Origin of the sequence: Paenibacillus silviterrae, assembly GCF_030167925.1 — a bacterium.
GTDB lineage: Bacteria > Bacillota > Bacilli > Paenibacillales > NBRC-103111 > Paenibacillus_G > Paenibacillus_G silviterrae.
The window spans coordinates 3,891,155-3,908,425 of sequence record NZ_JASKUT010000001.1 but is presented as its reverse complement, the minus strand read 5'-3'; the positions used below and the strand labels follow the sequence as shown (position 1 = coordinate 3,908,425).

The following is a 17,271-nucleotide window of genomic DNA, read 5'->3' as shown; positions in this document are numbered from 1 at the left end:
CGTGCTCCATTCGGGGCACGTCCTTTTTTTTTTCATAAAAGAAGCAAAGCCCAGCCCACTTAGGGAGCTGAGCTTTCCCAAACTTTCCGAGCGGGAAATGACAGTTCGCATGCGTGCGGACAGCTTACAGTGACTCGCGAATGATTTTTTTGTAATGCAGCACGGAAAGGAAGCCGAAGATGGAGTACAGCACCGTGTACAGGGCCATCACAATGGCCATCGGCGCCCAAAGCTCCGTACCGAACAGAAACCAGCCGGATTGTACCGCAAAGTAGCTGTGTACCAAGCCGACGACGAGCGGTATGCCGAAGCTGAACAGCTGCTTGGCCCGGATTCCGCCGAGCAGGTCGCTCTGCGTGAAGCCGAGCTTGCGCAGGATCGTATAGGACGGCTTCTCGTCCTCGCTTTCTTCCATCTGCTTGAAATACAAAATGCAGCCGGAGGTGACCAGGAAGGCCAGGCCTAGGAACCCCACGATGAACATGATCAGCCCCATATTCTGCTTCTGGGTGTTGCTGATATCGAGCCGGGAATCATAATCACGGTTCTTGGCGAACCCCATGTCGTGAAACAGCACATTGGCCGCTTCAAGCTCCTCCGGATGGATCAGATCGACACCGATATAAAGCGATGACTTCTTCTGAATGGATGGATCCAGCTCCTTGCGGAGCCGCTCGAATACCGATGAATCGACGATCGCAATCGGCTGGCCGCCGTCGGAAAAATACCGCGGAAGAACATAATTTTTCTTCAGGCCAAGGTAGCTCAGCTGCATCGGAGTCTGACCGATGGACAGCTCGATCGTGCCGGTAGACTTTAAGGGCAGAAACTTCTGAAGCAGATCGTTATACCCTGTGAAGAGCACCTGGTCGGCAGGTAAATTCCCTAAGCCCGCAGCGGTATCGGTAATAACAGGGATCGTTAATTTTGCCGGATCCAGTAGAAGTCCCTCAACACGCGATTCCATAATGTCCGATATATTGACGTGAGCTCTCAATACGTCAATTTGGGTAGTGCGATGCTCAAGTCCCTTCGCTTTAAGCGATTCGGTGAATCGCTCTGCATCATCAGGCTGCGTAAAGGCGAAGTGGGCGGGGACCGATTGCTCGGCGATTTTCTCGGCGGAATAGTACGAGATGTAGCTGAGCGATAACAGCCCGATGGCCAGAGCGGACACGGTGGTAATGACGGTTAGCAGCAGCGCGTTCGACTTCATGCGGAACATGATCGAAGAGAGGGACAGCACCTCCCGTACCGTCAGGTAGCCGTTCTTGCTTCTCCGAGCCAGCTGAAACAGAAGCAGCACGGAGCCTTTATAGAACAAGTACGTGCCGATAATGACCGAAGCCAGAATGAATACCATGGCCGAGAAGAGTTCCGTCGTAGAGACGAAGGCTCCGCCGAACAGCTTCGACGATACATAGTAGCCAAGCAGGATCAACGCCAGTCCGGCCGCCCCCATCACCGCTTCAGCCACGGTCATCCGGTTCACTTGGTCCTCAGTGGAGGAGCGGAAGCGGAATAGCGACAGGATGCTCTGGCGCCGGATGAAAATGTAGTTGACCAGCATGATGAGAAGGTAGATGGCTGTAAACACGATCAACGTTTGCACCAAGGCCTGCATGGAGAAATGCAGGGTTGCGATGCCATTCACCCCGGTGATTTTGAATAAAATCATCAGGATCAGCTTGGATACGGAGAAGCCGATAAAGGTGCCGACGGCGAGCGAGCCGAAATACAGCATGCCGTTCTCCGCACTAAGGATGCGAAAGATCGTGTTCTTCGTCATCCCGATGAGCTGGAGCAGGCCGATTTCCTTACTCCGGCGTTTGACGAAGATGTTATTGGCGTACAGATTGAACACGCCTACGATCGCTACAAGCAGGATGGAGGCCGCGCGGATGGAGGCGGCGCCCTTCACGCTGCCCTTGGTCTCATCCAAGGCAGGGTCATATTGCAGCGTAACGAAGGCGAAATACAGCGCGACACTAAAGATTAGGGCGAACACGTAAAGATAATAATGCTTAAGGTTGGACTTCAGATTTTGAAAAATCAAATGCTTACTGCTCATCCTGCACCCCGCCTAACACGCCCTGGGTTTTCATGATGTCCTGGAAGAACGCCTGCCGGGTCTCCTGCCCCCGATACAGCTGCGTATAGATGTACCCGTCCTTAATGAAAATAACTCGGCTGCTGTAGCTCGCCGCCACCGGGTCATGCGTCACCATCACAATCGTGGCCTTTCGCTGTACGTTCATGCCGCTCAGCTTATTCAGCAGATCGGAGGCGGATTTGGAATCCAGCGCTCCCGTCGGCTCATCGGCGAAGATGAGGCTCGGCTCATGGACGAAGGCTCTTGCTGCCGAGGTCCGCTGCTTCTGTCCGCCGGAAATCTCGTTCGGATATTTATCCTTCACCTCATAGATACCAAGCTCCTTGGCTACCGCCTGGAACTTTTGTTCAGCCTCCTGCTTCGGCACTTTGGCGACCGAGAGCGGAAGCAGCACATTTTCCTTCACGGTTAACGTATCAAGAAGATTGTAATCCTGGAAAATAAACCCCAGATGCTGTTTTCGGAATTCCGCGAGCTGCTTTTCCTTCATCCCGGTAATTTCCCGTCCCTCAATCCGGATGGAGCCCCCGCTGACCGTATCGATCGAGGAGAGCACGTTGAGCAGGGTCGTCTTCCCGGAACCGGACGCGCCCATAATGCTGACAAATTCCCCTTCCGCAATGCTCAAATCAAGGCCCTTCAGCACTTCCTGCTTATTGAACTTATTCCCGTAGGTCTTATGAATTTTCACAGCCTCTAAGATGCTTGGCATGGTTTTCTTCACTCCTTTTGTTTCTTCTCGCCTTATTATAGAAAAAGCAGCCGTCCGTTTCCTTCGATCGGCCTAACAAAAGAGAAGGGCATGTGACAAAGCTGTCACATGCCTGTGATACGAGTGAAGTCGTTACGTCTCGGGAAGGTAAGAGTGAAGGTTGAACCGGCCTTCAGCTCGGACTGAACGTCGATATGGATCTGCAGCGCATGCGCCGCTTTCCGGGCTAAGTACAATCCCATTCCGGTAGCGGCACTATCCGCATGATGGCCTGTGGAAGTAAAACCGCGATCGAACAGGCGGGGCATGTCCTTCGGATCAATGCCGCGGCCGCGGTCCTTGACCGAAAGCCGTACATGCCCGCTTTCCCTAAAGCTTGTTACCGTAATGTCGGAAGCCGGGTCACTGTACTTTACGGCATTCGTCAGCAGCTGCCTAAGGATGAAAGCCAGCCATTTCGCATCGCTAAGCACTTCGTTCACCTCCAGCTCGATGTCAAAGCCGATGCCCTTTTGGATGCACCAGGTTTGCAGTGTCTTGAGCTCCATGAACAGCAGGGCTTCCAGGTCGATCTTCTCGATCAACAAGTCGTTCTCCATAAAAGGAAGCCGCTTCTGATGCAGCTGCTGATCCAGCAGCAGGTGGATGCGAAGCCACTCATAGGTCAGCGGCGCCTTCAAGGCTTCGTCGCTCAATCGGTCGATCATGAGGCGCATGGCGGTCAATGGCGTCTTCACCTCGTGGATCCAGGAGAGCAGCTCGTCCTTCTCCTGCTCCAGCAGGGTAAAACGGTGTGAGGCGGAGCGCTCCAGCTGGTTCGTCTGGTCCGTCAAGCTGCTCTCCACGATCCGCTCGAACGGGCTCTGGGCTGCTGTGCCTAAGCCAGCTAGGCCGATATGGGGGTCCCATTCTTCCAGCTGCCGGTAGAACCGGGTCTCCCGGTGATAACGGTACACCGTGAAGCCGACAAAGAGGAGCGTCGATAGAAACACGATATAGAGCATGGAGGCGAAAGGGAGCGTCGTATCGACGTAAGCAATCACGAGGAGGAGCAGCTGGAGGAAGATGAAGAACAGGAACCAGCTGCGCCTTTCGGCGATAAATTTGCTAACCATGGGCGGAGCCCGCCTCTTCCGTCGCCATATAGCCCTGTCCCACCTTGGTCTCGATAAACCGTCCGAGCCCCAGCTCGTCGAGCTTCTTCCGAAGCCGGTTGACATTCACCGTTAACGTATTGTCACTCACGAAGCGCTGGTCGTCCCACAGCCGGGTGATGATGTCTTCGCGGCTGACGATTTTGTTCTTATGCTCGATCAGCAGCTTGAGGATGTACAGCTCGTTCTTCGTGAGCTCGACCGTCCCGGCCTCATTCGTGACGGCATTGCTCTCGAAATCTATCGCCGCTCCGCACCAGGTCCGGAGTTTCACCGGCTCACTGCTATAATTATGGACACGCCGGAGCATCGCTTGAATTTTGGCGATGAGCACCTCGAAGTGGAAGGGCTTCTGTATGAAATCATCCGCTCCCAGCTGCATCGACATGACCATGTCCGTCGGGTGATCGCGCGAGGAGAGGAAAACGATCGGCACGTTGGAATGAGCCCGAATCTGACGGCACCAATGAAAGCCGTCGAACTTCGGCAGCTGAATATCAATGATGACCAAGTCCGGCTGCACGAGGGTGAATTGCTCCAATATTTTGCCGAAATCGGTAACTCCGTGAACCTCGTAAGCCCACTGGCTCAGCCGTTCCTTGATCTCGTGGAACAAGGTGGCGTCATCTTCAATCAACAACAGCTTGAACAAGGCAGATCACCACACTTTACTTTGCTTATCTCTATGCCTCTATTCTAATAGAAAACAAATAAATTAGAAAATGAACCCATTTTGTATTAGAATAAGCAGAAAACCTTAGGAGGACGATCCATCCGTGTCTATGCTGCCAAACTGCCCTAAATGCAATTCCCCCTATACCTACGAGGACGGAAGTCTCTACGTGTGCCCGGAGTGCGCTCATGAATGGAGCGGCTCTCCAGAAGGAGAGAACGAGCAGGGCTCCGATCAGCCGGTCGTGAAGGATGCGAACGGCAATCTCCTGCAGGATGGCGATACTGTAACGGTCATCAAGGATCTGAAGGTAAAGGGAAGCTCCTCGGTATTGAAGGTGGGCACCAAGGTGAAGAACATTCGTTTGGTGGATGGCGATCACAATATTGACTGCAAGATCGATGGCTTCGGAGCGATGAAGCTGAAATCCGAATTTGTGAAAAAATCGAGCTAGGCTGCACGCATGAACAAAACGGACCGGTTGTTAGCGATTATCCTGGAGCTTCAACGGAAAGGACTTATGCGGGCGGAGGACCTGGCCGCGAGCCTGGAAATCAGCACAAGGACGATCTATCGCGATATTCAGGCCTTATGTGAAGCAGGTGTTCCGGTAGTGGGGGCCCCCGGAATGGGATATTCTCTGATGGAGGGATATTTCCTGCCCCCGGTGAGCTTTACGCCGGAGGAAGCGGTGGCCTTGCTGCTCGGGACGGATTTTATCGAGATGAGGTTCGACTCCGACTGGGGCTCGAAAGCCTCCAGCGCAAGGGGGAAGATCGAGGCGACCCTGCCGGAGGGTATACGGGCAGAGGCATCCCGCGCTCGGAAGACCACGAGACTGTTGAACTCGGGAGAGGCACGGGTCACCGGGCAAGAGAAACGGCACCTGGAGGTGCTTCGCCGGGCGATATTGGAGAAACGAAAGGTAAGGCTCGATTATTCGAAGGGCGTGCCCGGGTCTGATGGAGAACGCAACAGTGTCCGCGATGTGGCCCCTTATGGCCTTGCTCTTGTCCAGCACGCCTGGATGCTCGTTGCCCACTGCGATTTGCGGCAGGAGCTCCGTCATTTTCGCTTGTCGCGCATACGAGACCTTACGCTTCTGGAGACCTCGTTCGAGCTTCCGGCGGACTTCCGGTTGGAGGAGTACAAGCCGCGGGACGATCGACACACGATCGTACGGATCCTGGCCGACCCGGATATTGCGGAGAGAATCAGGGAGTCGGGCTACTTTTTCATCGAGGGGTTTGCAGATCGTGAGGATGGCCTTGAGGTAACGCTTCGCGTCAGAGAGCTGGGCGACGTGCTGCAGTGGATGCTCGGCTGGGGGGCGAAAGCGGTGGTTCTTGAGCCGGAAGAGCTGAGGAGCCGGATACGTGAAGAGGCCCAAAACATGTGGAAACGCTACTGACATACTGTTGTCAGTAGCGTTTCTGTATAATGGGTCTATCCATTAGCAAAGGGAGCTGGCAAACGTTATGAAAACATCGAAAATCTTAGAGAGTATGGAACAGCTGACAAAGCATTATGAAGAAGAGCTTAGCCCGCTGAGCATGGAGCGGCTGACGCGGCAGCCGAGCGAGCAGGAATGGTCACTGGGGCAAATGGTTCAGCACCTGATCAACAGCGCCTTGTTCATGCAGCTTCGCAATGCCGAGCGGTGCATCATGGCGGATGAGGGAACGGTGACGGCAGGGGAGAAAACTGAGCCGGGGACAGCGATCTTCGAGCTGGGAGGCTTTCCGCCGGCCCGTATTCAAGTCGCGCCGTCCCCGCAGTATACCCCCGGGCAGCCGGAAAGCAAGGAGCAGCTGATCGGGGGGCTGAACAAGGTGCTGACCCGGATGAAGGAGCTCGCACCGGCCTTGGACGGTGCACCGGAAGGGGTGCAGGCGGCTCATCCTCGCCTAGGGGCGCTCAATGCCCGGGAATGGTTCGAGCTGGTGGAAATGCATTACCGGCATCATTTGATGCAGAAGGACCGGTTGATTAAGGAGCTGTAAAGATAAAGCAGTGCTGGCTTGGCCCCCATGGGGCCGCTTTTTTTGTTAAAATAGCGGCTTAATGGCTCATTCCCGGAACGAAAGAAGGACCTCTTCCGCCGCCCGTAACCCGGACTGCACGGCTCCCTCCATGTACATGCGCCATTCGGTGGCGGTTTCCGTTCCAGCCCAGTGAAGAGGACCGATCGGCTGCAGCAGTGCCGGACCGAATTGCGTCAGCACGCCGGGAGCAAGGTGGGCCGAATAGCCGCCGCGGGCCCAAGGGTCCGAGAGCCAGTCCCACTCGTGGACGGCTGCAGGCTGCAAAGCCTCAGTGCCAAAGGCACGGGCAACACTCTGGAGCACCTTTGCGTGCCGTTCTTGCGGCTTCAGAAGTCCCAAAGAGCGTGCGTTGGTACCTGTGGCGATCGCGGATAGCACGCCCCGCGGCTGCCCCGGCGCCGTGCTGTCTAACGTCGTAGTAACCGGTCCCCGATCCAGGTAAGCCTTCCCGTTCCATCCGTTGTTCCGCCAGAAGGGCTTGTTGTATACCAGGATGAATTTTAGAGCAGCCCCCTGACCGACCCGCTGGGTGAATTGGTCCCGCAGGAAGGGCAGCGCCGGCTCGTAGTGAATCCTTGCGGTGAAGGCAGGAGGCATGGCCAAAATCACTTTGCGCCCTACCCACTTCTCTTGGTCCGTAAAGACCGTGACGGCATCCGCTTGCCACGCAATGGTTCGAACCCGCTCGTTCAGCTTGACTGAATCCCCAAGCGTTGCGGCCATCTGCTGCGGAAGTGTCTGGGAACCGCCGAGCATCCAAAATTCCTCAGCAGAGAAGAGCCCCTTGAAGCTGCCGCTGCATGACAGCGACCAGGCGAGATCCAGCAAGGAGAACTCACTTAAATCTCCGCACAGGCCTTCCTCGGCAATTACCCGGAACAGGGCCTTCCCGTAACGGGTGAACATGGACGTCTCCAGCCAGGACTGAACCGTTCGGGCATCCAGAGAGGAGGCCTGCTTTGAGCTCCACGGCGCACAATTGTCGATGTGCCCGCTTAGCTGCTCCAGTCTTTTTTGCATACGGTAAAAGTCGAATAAGGAAGGAAGCGGCAGAGGATGGATGCCGGAGCGTGCCGCTTTTCTCCTGCCGAGCAGCTCGTAAAATGTTTTTCCATCGGTATACGTGGGGGTTGTCGGGATATGGAACTGCTGTAACAGGCTCATGATCCTGGGCTGCGCGGATGATACCCACTGGGCGCCGTAATCGATCACAACCCCGTCAGCTACCGTGCTGTACATTCTTCCCCCAACCCGGTCTCGGGCCTCCAGCACGATGCAGGCAGCACCTCGTCTCTTGATCTCCATGGCGGCAGTTAGGCCCGCCAGACCTGCCCCAATAATGATGACATCCGTATCATATGGACCTGTCAAAGAAACTCCCCCAGATAAGCTTGATCGACACGCTTCCTTATCTCTTCCCAAAACAATCCGGTTATAATCAAGGAGAATCCCTTGCCGCGGATATTCGCAGAATAATATAGGGATGTTTTAAGAGGTTTTTTCCAAATATTCCCCCCTATGAGAAGCCGCGGCTTCCTTGCTATACTCTAACATGTATAATTAGAAAGGATGGGGAAAGCATCATGAGCAGTCAGTCACCTAAGACAACCCCTGAGCATAAGAAGAACGGGAGCAAGGAGCGGTTTTCTTCCTCAGGCTTCATACTGGCCGCGATCGGAAGCTCAGTCGGTCTGGGGAATTTGTGGAAGTTTCCTTATATTACGGGTAAGCACGGAGGAGCAGCGTTTTTCCTGCTTTTCATTATTTGCCTGGTTATCGTCGGATTACCGATTCTGCTCGCAGAGATGGCGATCGGACGGGGCGGCCGAGGGAATGCCTCAAGTTCGTTATTCAATCTGTCGGGGAAAAAATATTGGAGCTTCTTCGGCTTTCTATCGGTTCTCACGGCCTTCCTAATCATGTCTTATTATGCCGTGGTAGCAGGCTGGACCCTTCATTACACCGTTCAATCGTTCTCAGGCATTCTTATGAAGCCGGGTCTTGATTACAAGAGCGTGTTTACCGGCTTCGCTTCAGGATACATGCCGATCTTCTGGCAGGCCGTCGTGATGCTGGTCAGCGGATGGGTCATCGCGAGAGGCGTGTCGGGAGGGATCGAGAAGTTTAACAAGATTTTGATTCCCGGCTTCCTGATCATCCTGCTGATCCTGCTGACTCGGTCGCTCACGCTTCCCGGCGCGATGGAGGGCGTCCGGTTTTTCTTGAAGCCGGATTTCGCCAAGCTGGATGCCGAATCGATGCTGATCGCGCTAGGGCATGCGTTCTTCTCCCTGTCTCTCGGGATGGGCTGTATGCTGACGTACGGATCCTACGTTGACAAAAAACAATCGCTCGGCACGGCGACCATCGCCATCGGGCTCGGGGATTTGGTCTACGCCTTCATCGCCGGACTCGTCATTTTTCCTACCGTGTTCTCCTACGGTCTTCAGCCGAGCGAAGGCGTCGGTTTGGCGTTTATGGCGCTCCCTGCAGCATTCACGCAGATGCCCTTCGGAGCAATGTTCGGCGGCCTGTTCTTCCTGCTGCTGGCCATTGCCGCACTAACCTCAGCCGTATCGATTCTGGAGGTCCCCGTGGCCTTTGCGATGCATAAATGGAGCTGGAGCCGAAAGAAAGCGGCGGTTGTCGTTTCCCTAGTGTGCTTCTTCGTAGGGATTCCGGCGGCACTGTCCGTCGGTGGGGTGCTGGGCTCATTCCAGCCGGGAGGCAAGACCATTTTTGACTGGGTTGACTATGTGACTGCGTATGTTTTGATGCCTGTAGGCGGCTTGGTTGTCACGCTGTTCACAGGTTACGCCTGGAAGAAAGCCGGTGAAGAGGTCGGCTTGTCCGGCTTCTGGTACCGAACATGGATGATATTGCTCCGACTGGTCGTGCCTGTTCTCATTGTGCTGGTGTTTCTCTATTCGGTCGGACTGTTAAAGGTATAGCCGCACAACGAAAGCTGCCCTGATGTAGGATCAGGGTGGCTTTTTTGCCTATAATCGCATCACCCAGGGTTATCGTGAAAGCACCTGACACTTTGAAGGACGTGGAGAAGGTCAATATCGGATAGGCATTACAGGCGAGATTCACGTGTACGCAGAGCGGGAATCCATGTATAATAATTTTTAGCGTTTGAAATTATTTACGGATTAAGGAGCAACCTTACGATGACAAGCCTTGTTACGGTGATCGGGACGATTTTCGTCGATTGCAAAGGTTTCGCAAATGAAAATTATAATGCGCTGGGCCGCAATTTGGGCAGCGTTCAGTTCGTTCATGGCGGCGTAGGCCGCAATGTGGTCGAGAATTTGGCCAATTTGCAGCTGCCGGCTGCATTTGTATCGACGGTGGATGATTCGGGCCTGGGAGAGGAAATCCAGAAGCGCCTTACGAGCGCAGGGGTATCGACGCAATTTCTGCTTCGCACGCCGAAGGAAGGCATGGGCATGTGGCTGGCCGTGCTGAACGAGAAGGGGGATCTGATGGGCTCCATCTCGCAGATGCCGAATCTGACGACTATGCAGAACCTCGTGCTGCAGCGCAGCGAGGAAATCGTGAAGAGCTCGTCGCATCTGGTGCTGGAGGTTGACCTGAATGAGCAAATCTCGCGGCGCTTGCTGGAGGAAGCGAAGCAGTGGAAGAAGCCGGTGTACGGCATCCCGGGCAACCTGGATGTGGTGCTGAAGCATCCGGACCTGCTGCAGGCGCTGGAATGCTTCATCTGCAACGACGTCGAGGCGGAGAAGCTGGTCAGCAGCGAGCTCGGAAGCATGGATATTCAAGCAAAGATCGAAGCGATGGTGAAGTACGTGGATGCGAACGGGCTGCAATCCATGGTCATCACGTTGGGGGCCGAGGGCTCGATCTATTATGATCCGCGGACCCAGCAGTCGGGCTATCAGCCGGTCTTCCCGGTACGGCTTGTGGACAGCAGCGGGGCGGGAGATGCGTATTTCTCCGGCACGGTGATGGGTTTGGTGCGCGGCTTGCCGCTGAGCCAGGCGGTTGTATGCGGCACGAAGGTGGCAGGCTGGACGATCGAGTCGAAGGAGAACAACTGCCCGGACCTGCGCGAGAAGATGCAGCATGACGAGGTGTTCCAGCAGCTGCTTGTGAAGGGCTGAGCAGGAAGGGGAAATGGTGAAAGCTGCGAAAGTGCAGCAATTTACGACCCCAAACCAGGTTGAGAATAGGATTTGTGATAAAACGCATCTTTCAGATCGTACAATGGCTGAAAATGGGCAATTGGTCTCGAAAAGCTGTATATTCGCAGAAATCCGTTCAGTTTTAATGAGGAATCAAGAATAAAGTTGCATTTCTGCAGAAAAATGCTGCGCCACAAAGAATTGAAGATAACCGGCCACTGGCCGGTTATTTTCTTCTGTTTTTTCACTTGCCGGTCAGCCGGAGATACGTTTCCTTGTCACAGATGACGAACAACCGTGCGTCAGGAGGCATCCTTTCCTGCAGTCTTCGATTAATGTTCAGATCGGAGCCGTCGGAGACCAGCGTTGCCCCCTGGCTAAGGAGATCTTCAAAGGCATCACGGAAGGTAATCCAGCGTTTGTCATAAGGAATTTCGTAAAGATCATCCCCGTCGTTACGCGTTAACAGCTGAGAAAAGAGTCTAGAGGTCCCCGGACTGAAGGCTGACCGGACGGCGAGCTGTGAGATTGTCTCACCGGCAAAAATAAAATCGTCTATCTGGATATGCTCAAAATTCGGCAGATGGTCCTTGTTTTGAATCTCTACCACAGTATAGACATGCTTGAAGCATCGTTCGATCGTCGTTGCGATCAATAAAGCCTTGCCGTCGATGAAGGAGGTGTCCTGCAGGACGTGCTGGTTCACCGTTATATTCATCGAGAAGATGAACACAGCCCGGGCTTTACCGAGGTTGGCCATCTGCAGTGTTTCTTCCTTCACAGGATTTCCTTGAATGTAGTGCACCTTTTCGTGCTCGATCGGGGATTTCTCGAGTGTATCGATCAACACGATCTCCGCGGCAGGGTCTGTGCGAAGAATCTCCTTAATAGCGTGTTCCGCATGCTTGCTCCAATCGATCATGACGAAATGATTCTCTCCGGTATAGCGCAACTTTCCCTCCTCCTTTTTCCTTTGATAAAGAAACAATGCATCAATAAATTTGCTAATGGTTACCGAGATGAGTCCGATGCCGAAGATATAAATCAGCATGCCGAGGACTTTGCCAAGCACGGTTTTGGGAGCGAAATCGCCATAGCCGACAGTCGTTACCGTAGTCATTACCCACCAGAGGCCATTGAACCAGCTGCCGAAATTGTCCGGTTCCAAGAGGTAGGCGGCTAGGGAGCTGCAGGCAATGAAAACCGCGGCCAAGGTAAAGATAAATCGGTTGTTCATCCGTACGATCTGCAGAAAGAATTTAATAAAGAACAGCAATGTCGTCGCCCCCTTGGCACTGGAAAGGTGGAATGTTGCCTACCATTATAGCACAGTCAAAGTGAAATTATGGAAGCGTATAACTTCCTTAGCAGCTTCACAGAAGTGTCATGTAAATTTACATTACAGAATTGTTGAAAAAGGACCCATTTCCTAATATAGTGAATATAGCACTATATTATTTACCATTAACTAATTACATAGGGGGCATTTTTTCATGAAAAAGGGTTTCACGGTACTAACCAGCATTGCTTTGTCTATTGCCTTGCTGGCGGGATGTGGAAGCACGCCTGACAAGCCTGCGGCTACAGGAACGGGAACAGGTTCAGGCGGCGCCGCTTCCTCGGCAGCGAAGTTTAAGGTGGGTATGGTTACCGATGCCGGTACGATCGATGACAAATCGTTTAACCAAGGCACTTGGGAAGGCGTTAAGAAAGCCAGCACGGAGCTGAAGCTGGAAAGCAAATATTTGAAGCCAGCCGGTACGACGGAGGCGGACTACACGAAGGAAATCGGCAACCTGTACGATGCGGGCTTTAAGTTCATCGTGACACCGGGCTTCAAGTTTGAAACGGCGATTTTTAAATCCCAGGACAAGTACAAGGATGCAAAGTTCGTTCTGATTGACGGAGCTCCGCACAACGGGGATTCCAAAGCGGTCGTGAAAGAGAACACGGTTTCCATTTTCTTTGCAGAGCATGAGTCCGGCTTCCTGGCGGGAGTCGCTGCAGCGGTTCAGCTGAAGGAAGGCCAAGCGGGCTTCATCGGCGGCATGAGCATTCCTCCGGTACAGAAGTTCAACTGGGGCTTCCAGCAGGGCGTGAACTATGCCAATGAGAAGCTGGGCACGAAGGTAACGATGAAATCTGAGAACGTGGTGTATCAAGGGTCCTTTGACAACGTAGCGGCCGGCGGACAATTGGCTGCCCAAATGTTCGACCGTGGTGTCAACGTGATCTTCGCAGCGGCCGGCGGCGTAGGCGTAGGCGCCATCAACGAGGCGAAAGCCCGCACAACCGCAGGCAAAACGGCCTGGATCGTAGGCGTTGACGTGGATCAGTACAAGGACGGCGTATACCAAGGCGAGAAGTCCGTTATTCTGACCTCCGCTATGAAGAAAATCGACCAAGCTGCATACGACATGATTAAAGCGGAAACCGAAGGGAAATTCCCGGGCGGCAAGACGCTGACTTTTGACGCTAAGAACAATGGAGTAGGTATTCCTGACAAGAACCCGAATCTGAGCGAGGAAACAGTGAAGAAGGTTGCCGAAACCTTCAATAAGCTGAAATCCGGCGAGATTAAGGTTGCTGCAGAGCAAGGCTCCTTGATTAAGTAAGCAGAACGTACAAAAGAGACGGAACGAACGGTTTCCGTCTTTTTTTATGTAATAGGGAGGAGTGACAGGATGGAGTATGTGATCGAAATGCTGGAGATTCGCAAAGAGTTTCCCGGTATCGTGGCTAACGACGACATTACGCTTTGCCTGCGTCAAGGAGAAATTCATGCCCTGCTGGGTGAGAACGGAGCGGGCAAGTCAACGCTGATGAGCATTCTGTTCGGGATGTATCAGCCGGATCGGGGCATGATTCGCGTGCGAGGCAAGGAGGTACGTATTGCCAATCCGAACGTGGCGGGGGAGCTCGGGATCGGGATGGTGCATCAGCATTTCAAGCTGGTGGAAAATTTCACGGTGGCGGAGAATATCGTCCTAGGAATGGAAACACGTAAAGGTGTGATGCTGGATGTGCGAACGGCAGCTAAACGGATCGAGGAGTTATCCAAGCGGTATGGACTGAATGTGGATCCCTATGCAAAGATTGAAGATATATCGGTAGGTATGCAGCAGCGCGTGGAAATTCTTAAGATGCTGTACCGCGATGCGGAGGTGCTCATCTTCGACGAGCCGACAGCGGTGCTGACTCCTCAGGAAATTGAGGATCTGCAGGAGATTATGATGGGACTGATTGCCGAGGGCAAATCGATCATTCTCATTACGCATAAGCTAAAGGAAATTAAGGCGGTTGCGGATCGATGCACGGTCATCCGCCGCGGCCGGACGATCGGAACGGTGGATGTAACGGGAACCGATCAGGCGAAGATGGCGGAGATGATGGTCGGCCGCGAGGTCACCTTCAAGGTACAGAAAAAAGAGAGCGTTCCCACTCGTTCCGTACTGCAGGTGGAGACGCTTGTCGTGAACAATAACAAGAAGGTGCAGGCACTCAAGGGGGTATCGCTTGAGGTGCGCGCCGGGGAAATCGTGGGCATCGCCGGGGTCGACGGCAACGGACAAACGGAGCTGATCGAAGCGATTACGGGGCTTCGGCGGGCGGAGTCGGGCAGCGTCAAGCTGAACGGCAGGGACATTACGGGGCTGACCATCCGAGAGCGGATCGCAGGAGGCATCGGGCATATTCCGGAGGACCGGCAGAAGCGGGGACTCGTCTTGGACTATACGCTGGAGGAGAACATGATTCTGGAAGTATATCATCAGGAGCCTTATGCGAAGAGGGGCCTCTTGAACTGGAGGGCGATCCGCGAGCACGCAGAGCGAATTATCCGCAGCTTCGACGTCCGCTCCGGGACCGGGGCCGTTTCGGAGGTCCGGTCGCTGTCCGGGGGCAACCAGCAGAAAGCGATTATCGGGCGGGAGATGGAGCTCGACCCGGATCTGCTGATCGCGGTTCAGCCTACACGCGGGTTGGATGTCGGCTCCATTGAATACATTCACAAGCGGCTGATTGAGCATCGCGACAAAGGCAAGGCGGTACTGCTTGTCTCGCTGGAGCTCGATGAGGTACTGAATCTTTCGGATCGCATCGCGGTCATGAATAACGGCGAGATTGTCGGAGTCGTCGAAGCAGCCAAAACAGACGAGCAAGAGCTTGGTCTTCTGATCGCCGGCTATGCGAAGGAGGAGGGAATCGCATGAACACCACTGTCAAATCACTGCTGGCCGTTCTGATGGGCCTCCTGGCGGGCGCTTTGCTGATGGCCGTCACGGGGCATAATCCTTTCCTCGGCTACAAGTTTCTTGTTGAGGGGGGCTTGAAGAATCCGGAGCGGATCGGCAATACACTGGCAACCGCTACGCCGCTCATTTTAACCGGCTTGTCCGTGGCTTTTGCCTTTCGAACGGGCCTCTTCAATATCGGGGTAGCAGGCCAAATGCTGTTCGGCGGCTTCTGCGCTACGGCGGTAGGGCTGACTGCAGATCTGCCGCGGGCGCTGCTCCTTCTCGTGATGATTCTCGCCGGGTTTCTGGGAGGCGCTCTGTGGGCGGTTCTGCCCGGCATTCTGAAGGCCAGGTTCAATGTACATGAGGTCGTGTCTACGATCATGATGAACTGGATTGCCTACTGGACAGTGTATTACGCTGTACCGGGGTACTTTAAGGGAGATTACCTGGAAACGGAATCGAAGAAGCTGCCGGATGCGGCAACGCTTCGCGAGCCGATGCTGAGCGATCTGTTTGACGGCTCGTATATCAACTGGGGCATTCTCATCGCCGTGGTAGCGGTCGTAGCGGTTGCCTTTATCATCAACAAAACGACGCTTGGCTACGAGCTGAAGGCAGTGGGCTTCAACCGCCATGCGGCGGAGTACGCCGGGATCGCCGTAAAGCGAAGCATCGTGCTGTCGATGATCTTGTCGGGCGGGCTGGCCGGCCTTGGGGGAGTGGCGCAGTACGTCGGGAATGCGTCGAGCATTCAGATCGGGATTTTGCCGTCGCAGGGCTTTGATGGCATTGCGGTAGCTCTCCTGGGCGCGAATACACCGCTGGGGGTGCTCGGAGCGGCCGTCTTCTTCGGTCTGCTGTACTCGGGCCGGGGCTTTATGAACGCTATGACGGAAATTCCGCCGGAGATTGCGGATTCGATTATTGCGATTATTATTTATTTTGCGGCAACGAGTATTTTGATCGAGCGGCTGTATCAGAAATGGAAGCAGCGTAAACACACGGCGGTCAGCGCTGGGAAGGGGGAGTCGAAGCATGTGGGCCACTCTTGAGCAAATTTTTCCTTATGCGATCGTATTCACCATCCCGCTGCTGATCACGGCTTTGGGAGCTTTGTTCAGCGAACGGAGCGGGGTTGTAAATATCGGCTTGGACGGTCTTATGATCGTCGGTTCGTTCATGTCAGCCTTTGTGATATTCAAATTGCAGGCCATCTGGCCTGAAGCCTGGTGGGTACTGTGGGTCGGTCTGCTGGCTGCGATGGTGATCGGCATTTTGTTCTCCCTGCTGCACGCGTTCGCAAGCATTAATCTGAGCGCAAATCAGATCATCAGCGGTACGGCGATCAACCTGATTGCCGGCGCCTTGACGGTGTTCCTCGCCCGCAACATGACGGGAAGCGGCAACATCCGGATCACGACAGGCTTCATCCCCGGTGATGTGCCGGGATTATCGGCCATTCCTGTAATCGGGGATTTGGTTTTCTCCAAGACGTATCCGACCACGTGGCTCGTGCTCCTCATCGTAGCGGCCAGCGCCTTCGTGCTGTACAAGACGCCCTTTGGGCTTCGTCTTCGGGCCTGCGGGGAGCATCCTCATGCGGCAGAGGCGGCCGGGATCCGCGTGAAGTCGATGCGGTATGTCGGTGTCATGATCTCCGGCGCGTTCTCCGGATTAGGGGGCGCCATCATTCTGGTGACGTATGCCGGGGAGTTTACCGGGAACGTGGCAGGACTCGGCTTCCTTGCCTTGGCCTCACTCATCTTTGGCCAATGGAAGCCGCTTGGCGTGCTGGCCGCGACTCTGTTCTTCGGCTTCGCCAGCACCATTGCGAACGTATCGCAGGTCATCCCTTCGCTTGCCGTTATTCCTCCGGTGCTGCTGAAGGTATTTCCGTACGTGGTAACGCTGTTGGCGCTCGTCCTGTTCTCCAAGTCCTCCAATGCCCCGAAGGCGGCGGGAGAACCGTTCGATTCAGGCAAAAGGTAACGCTGGATTCGGCACCCGAAAGGGTGCCTATTTTTTGTCCGGACATCGGCAATCGGACCGTCCTCTTATGTATTAGTCGACATCCCTTCTCAGCAGGCACTCGTAACAACTAACAACGGTTCGTCTTGCTCTCCACCTTCTGTGAGATTTGTGCACCCCATTCTGTAAATAGTTGTCAGGCCTCTCCCTCTTTTTA

Annotated in this window: 14 protein-coding genes and 1 pseudogene; 9 read left to right on the top strand and 6 right to left on the bottom strand. The window is 54.4% G+C overall.

Going from position 1 to position 17,271, the window contains the following annotated elements:
• Positions 1-124: 124 nt before the first annotated feature.
• From QMO62_RS17950 to QMO62_RS17935, 4 genes are all read right to left on the bottom strand, one after another.
• Complete coding sequence (locus QMO62_RS17950) at positions 125-2,071, bottom strand: FtsX-like permease family protein (RefSeq protein ID WP_284642975.1); 1,947 nt, start codon at positions 2,069-2,071, stop codon at positions 125-127.
• Positions 2,061-2,825 carry an ABC transporter ATP-binding protein gene (locus QMO62_RS17945; RefSeq protein WP_284642974.1) on the bottom strand — a complete coding sequence of 255 codons (765 nt, stop codon included), beginning with the start codon at positions 2,823-2,825 and terminating at the stop codon, positions 2,061-2,063. The genes QMO62_RS17950 and QMO62_RS17945 overlap by 11 nt, the downstream gene beginning before the upstream one ends.
• A 104-nt stretch (positions 2,826-2,929) precedes the next feature.
• Positions 2,930-3,940 (bottom strand): sensor histidine kinase, encoded by a 1,011-nt coding sequence (locus QMO62_RS17940; protein ID WP_284642973.1) that lies wholly within the window; start codon positions 3,938-3,940, stop codon positions 2,930-2,932.
• Positions 3,933-4,631: a response regulator transcription factor gene (locus QMO62_RS17935; protein ID WP_284642972.1), complete on the bottom strand. Its 699-nt coding sequence runs from the start codon at positions 4,629-4,631 to the stop codon at positions 3,933-3,935. Before QMO62_RS17935 ends, QMO62_RS17940 begins: the two co-directional genes overlap by 8 nt.
• A gap of 124 nt (positions 4,632-4,755) precedes the next feature.
• Between QMO62_RS17935 and QMO62_RS17930 the strand changes: the two genes are divergently transcribed.
• The 3 genes from QMO62_RS17930 (at position 4,756) to QMO62_RS17920 (ending at position 6,655) form a co-directional block, all read left to right on the top strand.
• Positions 4,756-5,106: a zinc ribbon domain-containing protein YjdM gene (locus QMO62_RS17930; RefSeq protein ID WP_284642971.1), complete on the top strand. Its 351-nt coding sequence runs from the start codon at positions 4,756-4,758 to the stop codon at positions 5,104-5,106.
• Between the two features lie 9 nt (positions 5,107-5,115).
• On the top strand, positions 5,116-6,063 hold the full coding sequence (locus tag QMO62_RS17925; protein ID WP_284642970.1) for a helix-turn-helix transcriptional regulator: 948 nt from the start codon (positions 5,116-5,118) through the stop codon (positions 6,061-6,063).
• A gap of 67 nt (positions 6,064-6,130) precedes the next feature.
• Positions 6,131-6,655 (top strand): DinB family protein, encoded by a 525-nt coding sequence (locus QMO62_RS17920; protein ID WP_284642969.1) that lies wholly within the window; start codon positions 6,131-6,133, stop codon positions 6,653-6,655.
• Between the two features lie 66 nt (positions 6,656-6,721).
• Here QMO62_RS17920 and QMO62_RS17915 read toward each other — a convergent pair whose 3' ends face one another.
• A complete protein-coding gene (locus QMO62_RS17915) occupies positions 6,722-8,068 on the bottom strand; it encodes a flavin monoamine oxidase family protein (protein WP_284642968.1) in 1,347 nt (448 codons plus the stop codon).
• A gap of 212 nt (positions 8,069-8,280) precedes the next feature.
• On the opposite strand from QMO62_RS17915, the gene QMO62_RS17910 reads away from it, so the two are divergent.
• A complete protein-coding gene (locus QMO62_RS17910; protein WP_284642967.1) occupies positions 8,281-9,648 on the top strand; it encodes a sodium-dependent transporter in 1,368 nt (455 codons plus the stop codon).
• Between the two features lie 222 nt (positions 9,649-9,870).
• Positions 9,871-10,827, top strand: a complete 957-nt coding sequence (locus QMO62_RS17905; RefSeq protein WP_284642966.1) for a carbohydrate kinase family protein — start codon at positions 9,871-9,873, stop codon at positions 10,825-10,827.
• Positions 10,828-11,092: 265 nt separating this feature from the next.
• On the opposite strand, the pseudogene QMO62_RS17900 reads toward QMO62_RS17905, so the two are convergent.
• A pseudogene (locus QMO62_RS17900) lies at positions 11,093-12,127 on the bottom strand (potassium channel family protein); the annotation flags it as partial.
• 214 nt (positions 12,128-12,341) lie between these two features.
• On the opposite strand from QMO62_RS17900, the gene QMO62_RS17895 reads away from it, so the two are divergent.
• The 4 genes from QMO62_RS17895 to QMO62_RS17880 all read left to right on the top strand — a co-directional run bounded on the left by QMO62_RS17895 (position 12,342) and on the right by QMO62_RS17880 (position 17,075).
• A complete protein-coding gene (locus QMO62_RS17895; RefSeq protein ID WP_284642964.1) occupies positions 12,342-13,463 on the top strand; it encodes a BMP family lipoprotein in 1,122 nt (373 codons plus the stop codon).
• A gap of 69 nt (positions 13,464-13,532) precedes the next feature.
• Positions 13,533-15,059, top strand: a complete 1,527-nt coding sequence (locus QMO62_RS17890) for an ABC transporter ATP-binding protein (protein WP_284642963.1) — start codon at positions 13,533-13,535, stop codon at positions 15,057-15,059.
• A complete protein-coding gene (locus tag QMO62_RS17885; protein WP_284642962.1) occupies positions 15,056-16,138 on the top strand; it encodes an ABC transporter permease in 1,083 nt (360 codons plus the stop codon). The genes QMO62_RS17890 and QMO62_RS17885 overlap by 4 nt, the downstream gene beginning before the upstream one ends.
• Positions 16,122-17,075 (top strand): ABC transporter permease, encoded by a 954-nt coding sequence (locus QMO62_RS17880; RefSeq protein ID WP_284642961.1) that lies wholly within the window; start codon positions 16,122-16,124, stop codon positions 17,073-17,075. Before QMO62_RS17885 ends, QMO62_RS17880 begins: the two co-directional genes overlap by 17 nt.
• Positions 17,076-17,271: the final 196 nt, after the last annotated feature.

Coding starts and splice junctions, on each gene's coding strand:
- QMO62_RS17950 (WP_284642975.1), bottom strand. CDS start 2,071: ATGAGCAGTAAGCATTTGATTTTTCAAAATCTGAAGTCCAACCTTAAG.
- QMO62_RS17945 (WP_284642974.1), bottom strand. CDS start 2,825: ATGCCAAGCATCTTAGAGGCTGTGAAAATTCATAAGACCTACGGGAAT.
- QMO62_RS17940 (WP_284642973.1), bottom strand. CDS start 3,940: ATGGTTAGCAAATTTATCGCCGAAAGGCGCAGCTGGTTCCTGTTCTTC.
- QMO62_RS17925 (WP_284642970.1), top strand. CDS start 5,116: ATGAACAAAACGGACCGGTTGTTAGCGATTATCCTGGAGCTTCAACGG.
- QMO62_RS17920 (WP_284642969.1), top strand. CDS start 6,131: ATGAAAACATCGAAAATCTTAGAGAGTATGGAACAGCTGACAAAGCAT.
- QMO62_RS17910 (WP_284642967.1), top strand. CDS start 8,281: ATGAGCAGTCAGTCACCTAAGACAACCCCTGAGCATAAGAAGAACGGG.
- QMO62_RS17905 (WP_284642966.1), top strand. CDS start 9,871: ATGACAAGCCTTGTTACGGTGATCGGGACGATTTTCGTCGATTGCAAA.
- QMO62_RS17895 (WP_284642964.1), top strand. CDS start 12,342: ATGAAAAAGGGTTTCACGGTACTAACCAGCATTGCTTTGTCTATTGCC.
- QMO62_RS17890 (WP_284642963.1), top strand. CDS start 13,533: ATGGAGTATGTGATCGAAATGCTGGAGATTCGCAAAGAGTTTCCCGGT.
- QMO62_RS17885 (WP_284642962.1), top strand. CDS start 15,056: ATGAACACCACTGTCAAATCACTGCTGGCCGTTCTGATGGGCCTCCTG.
- QMO62_RS17880 (WP_284642961.1), top strand. CDS start 16,122: ATGTGGGCCACTCTTGAGCAAATTTTTCCTTATGCGATCGTATTCACC.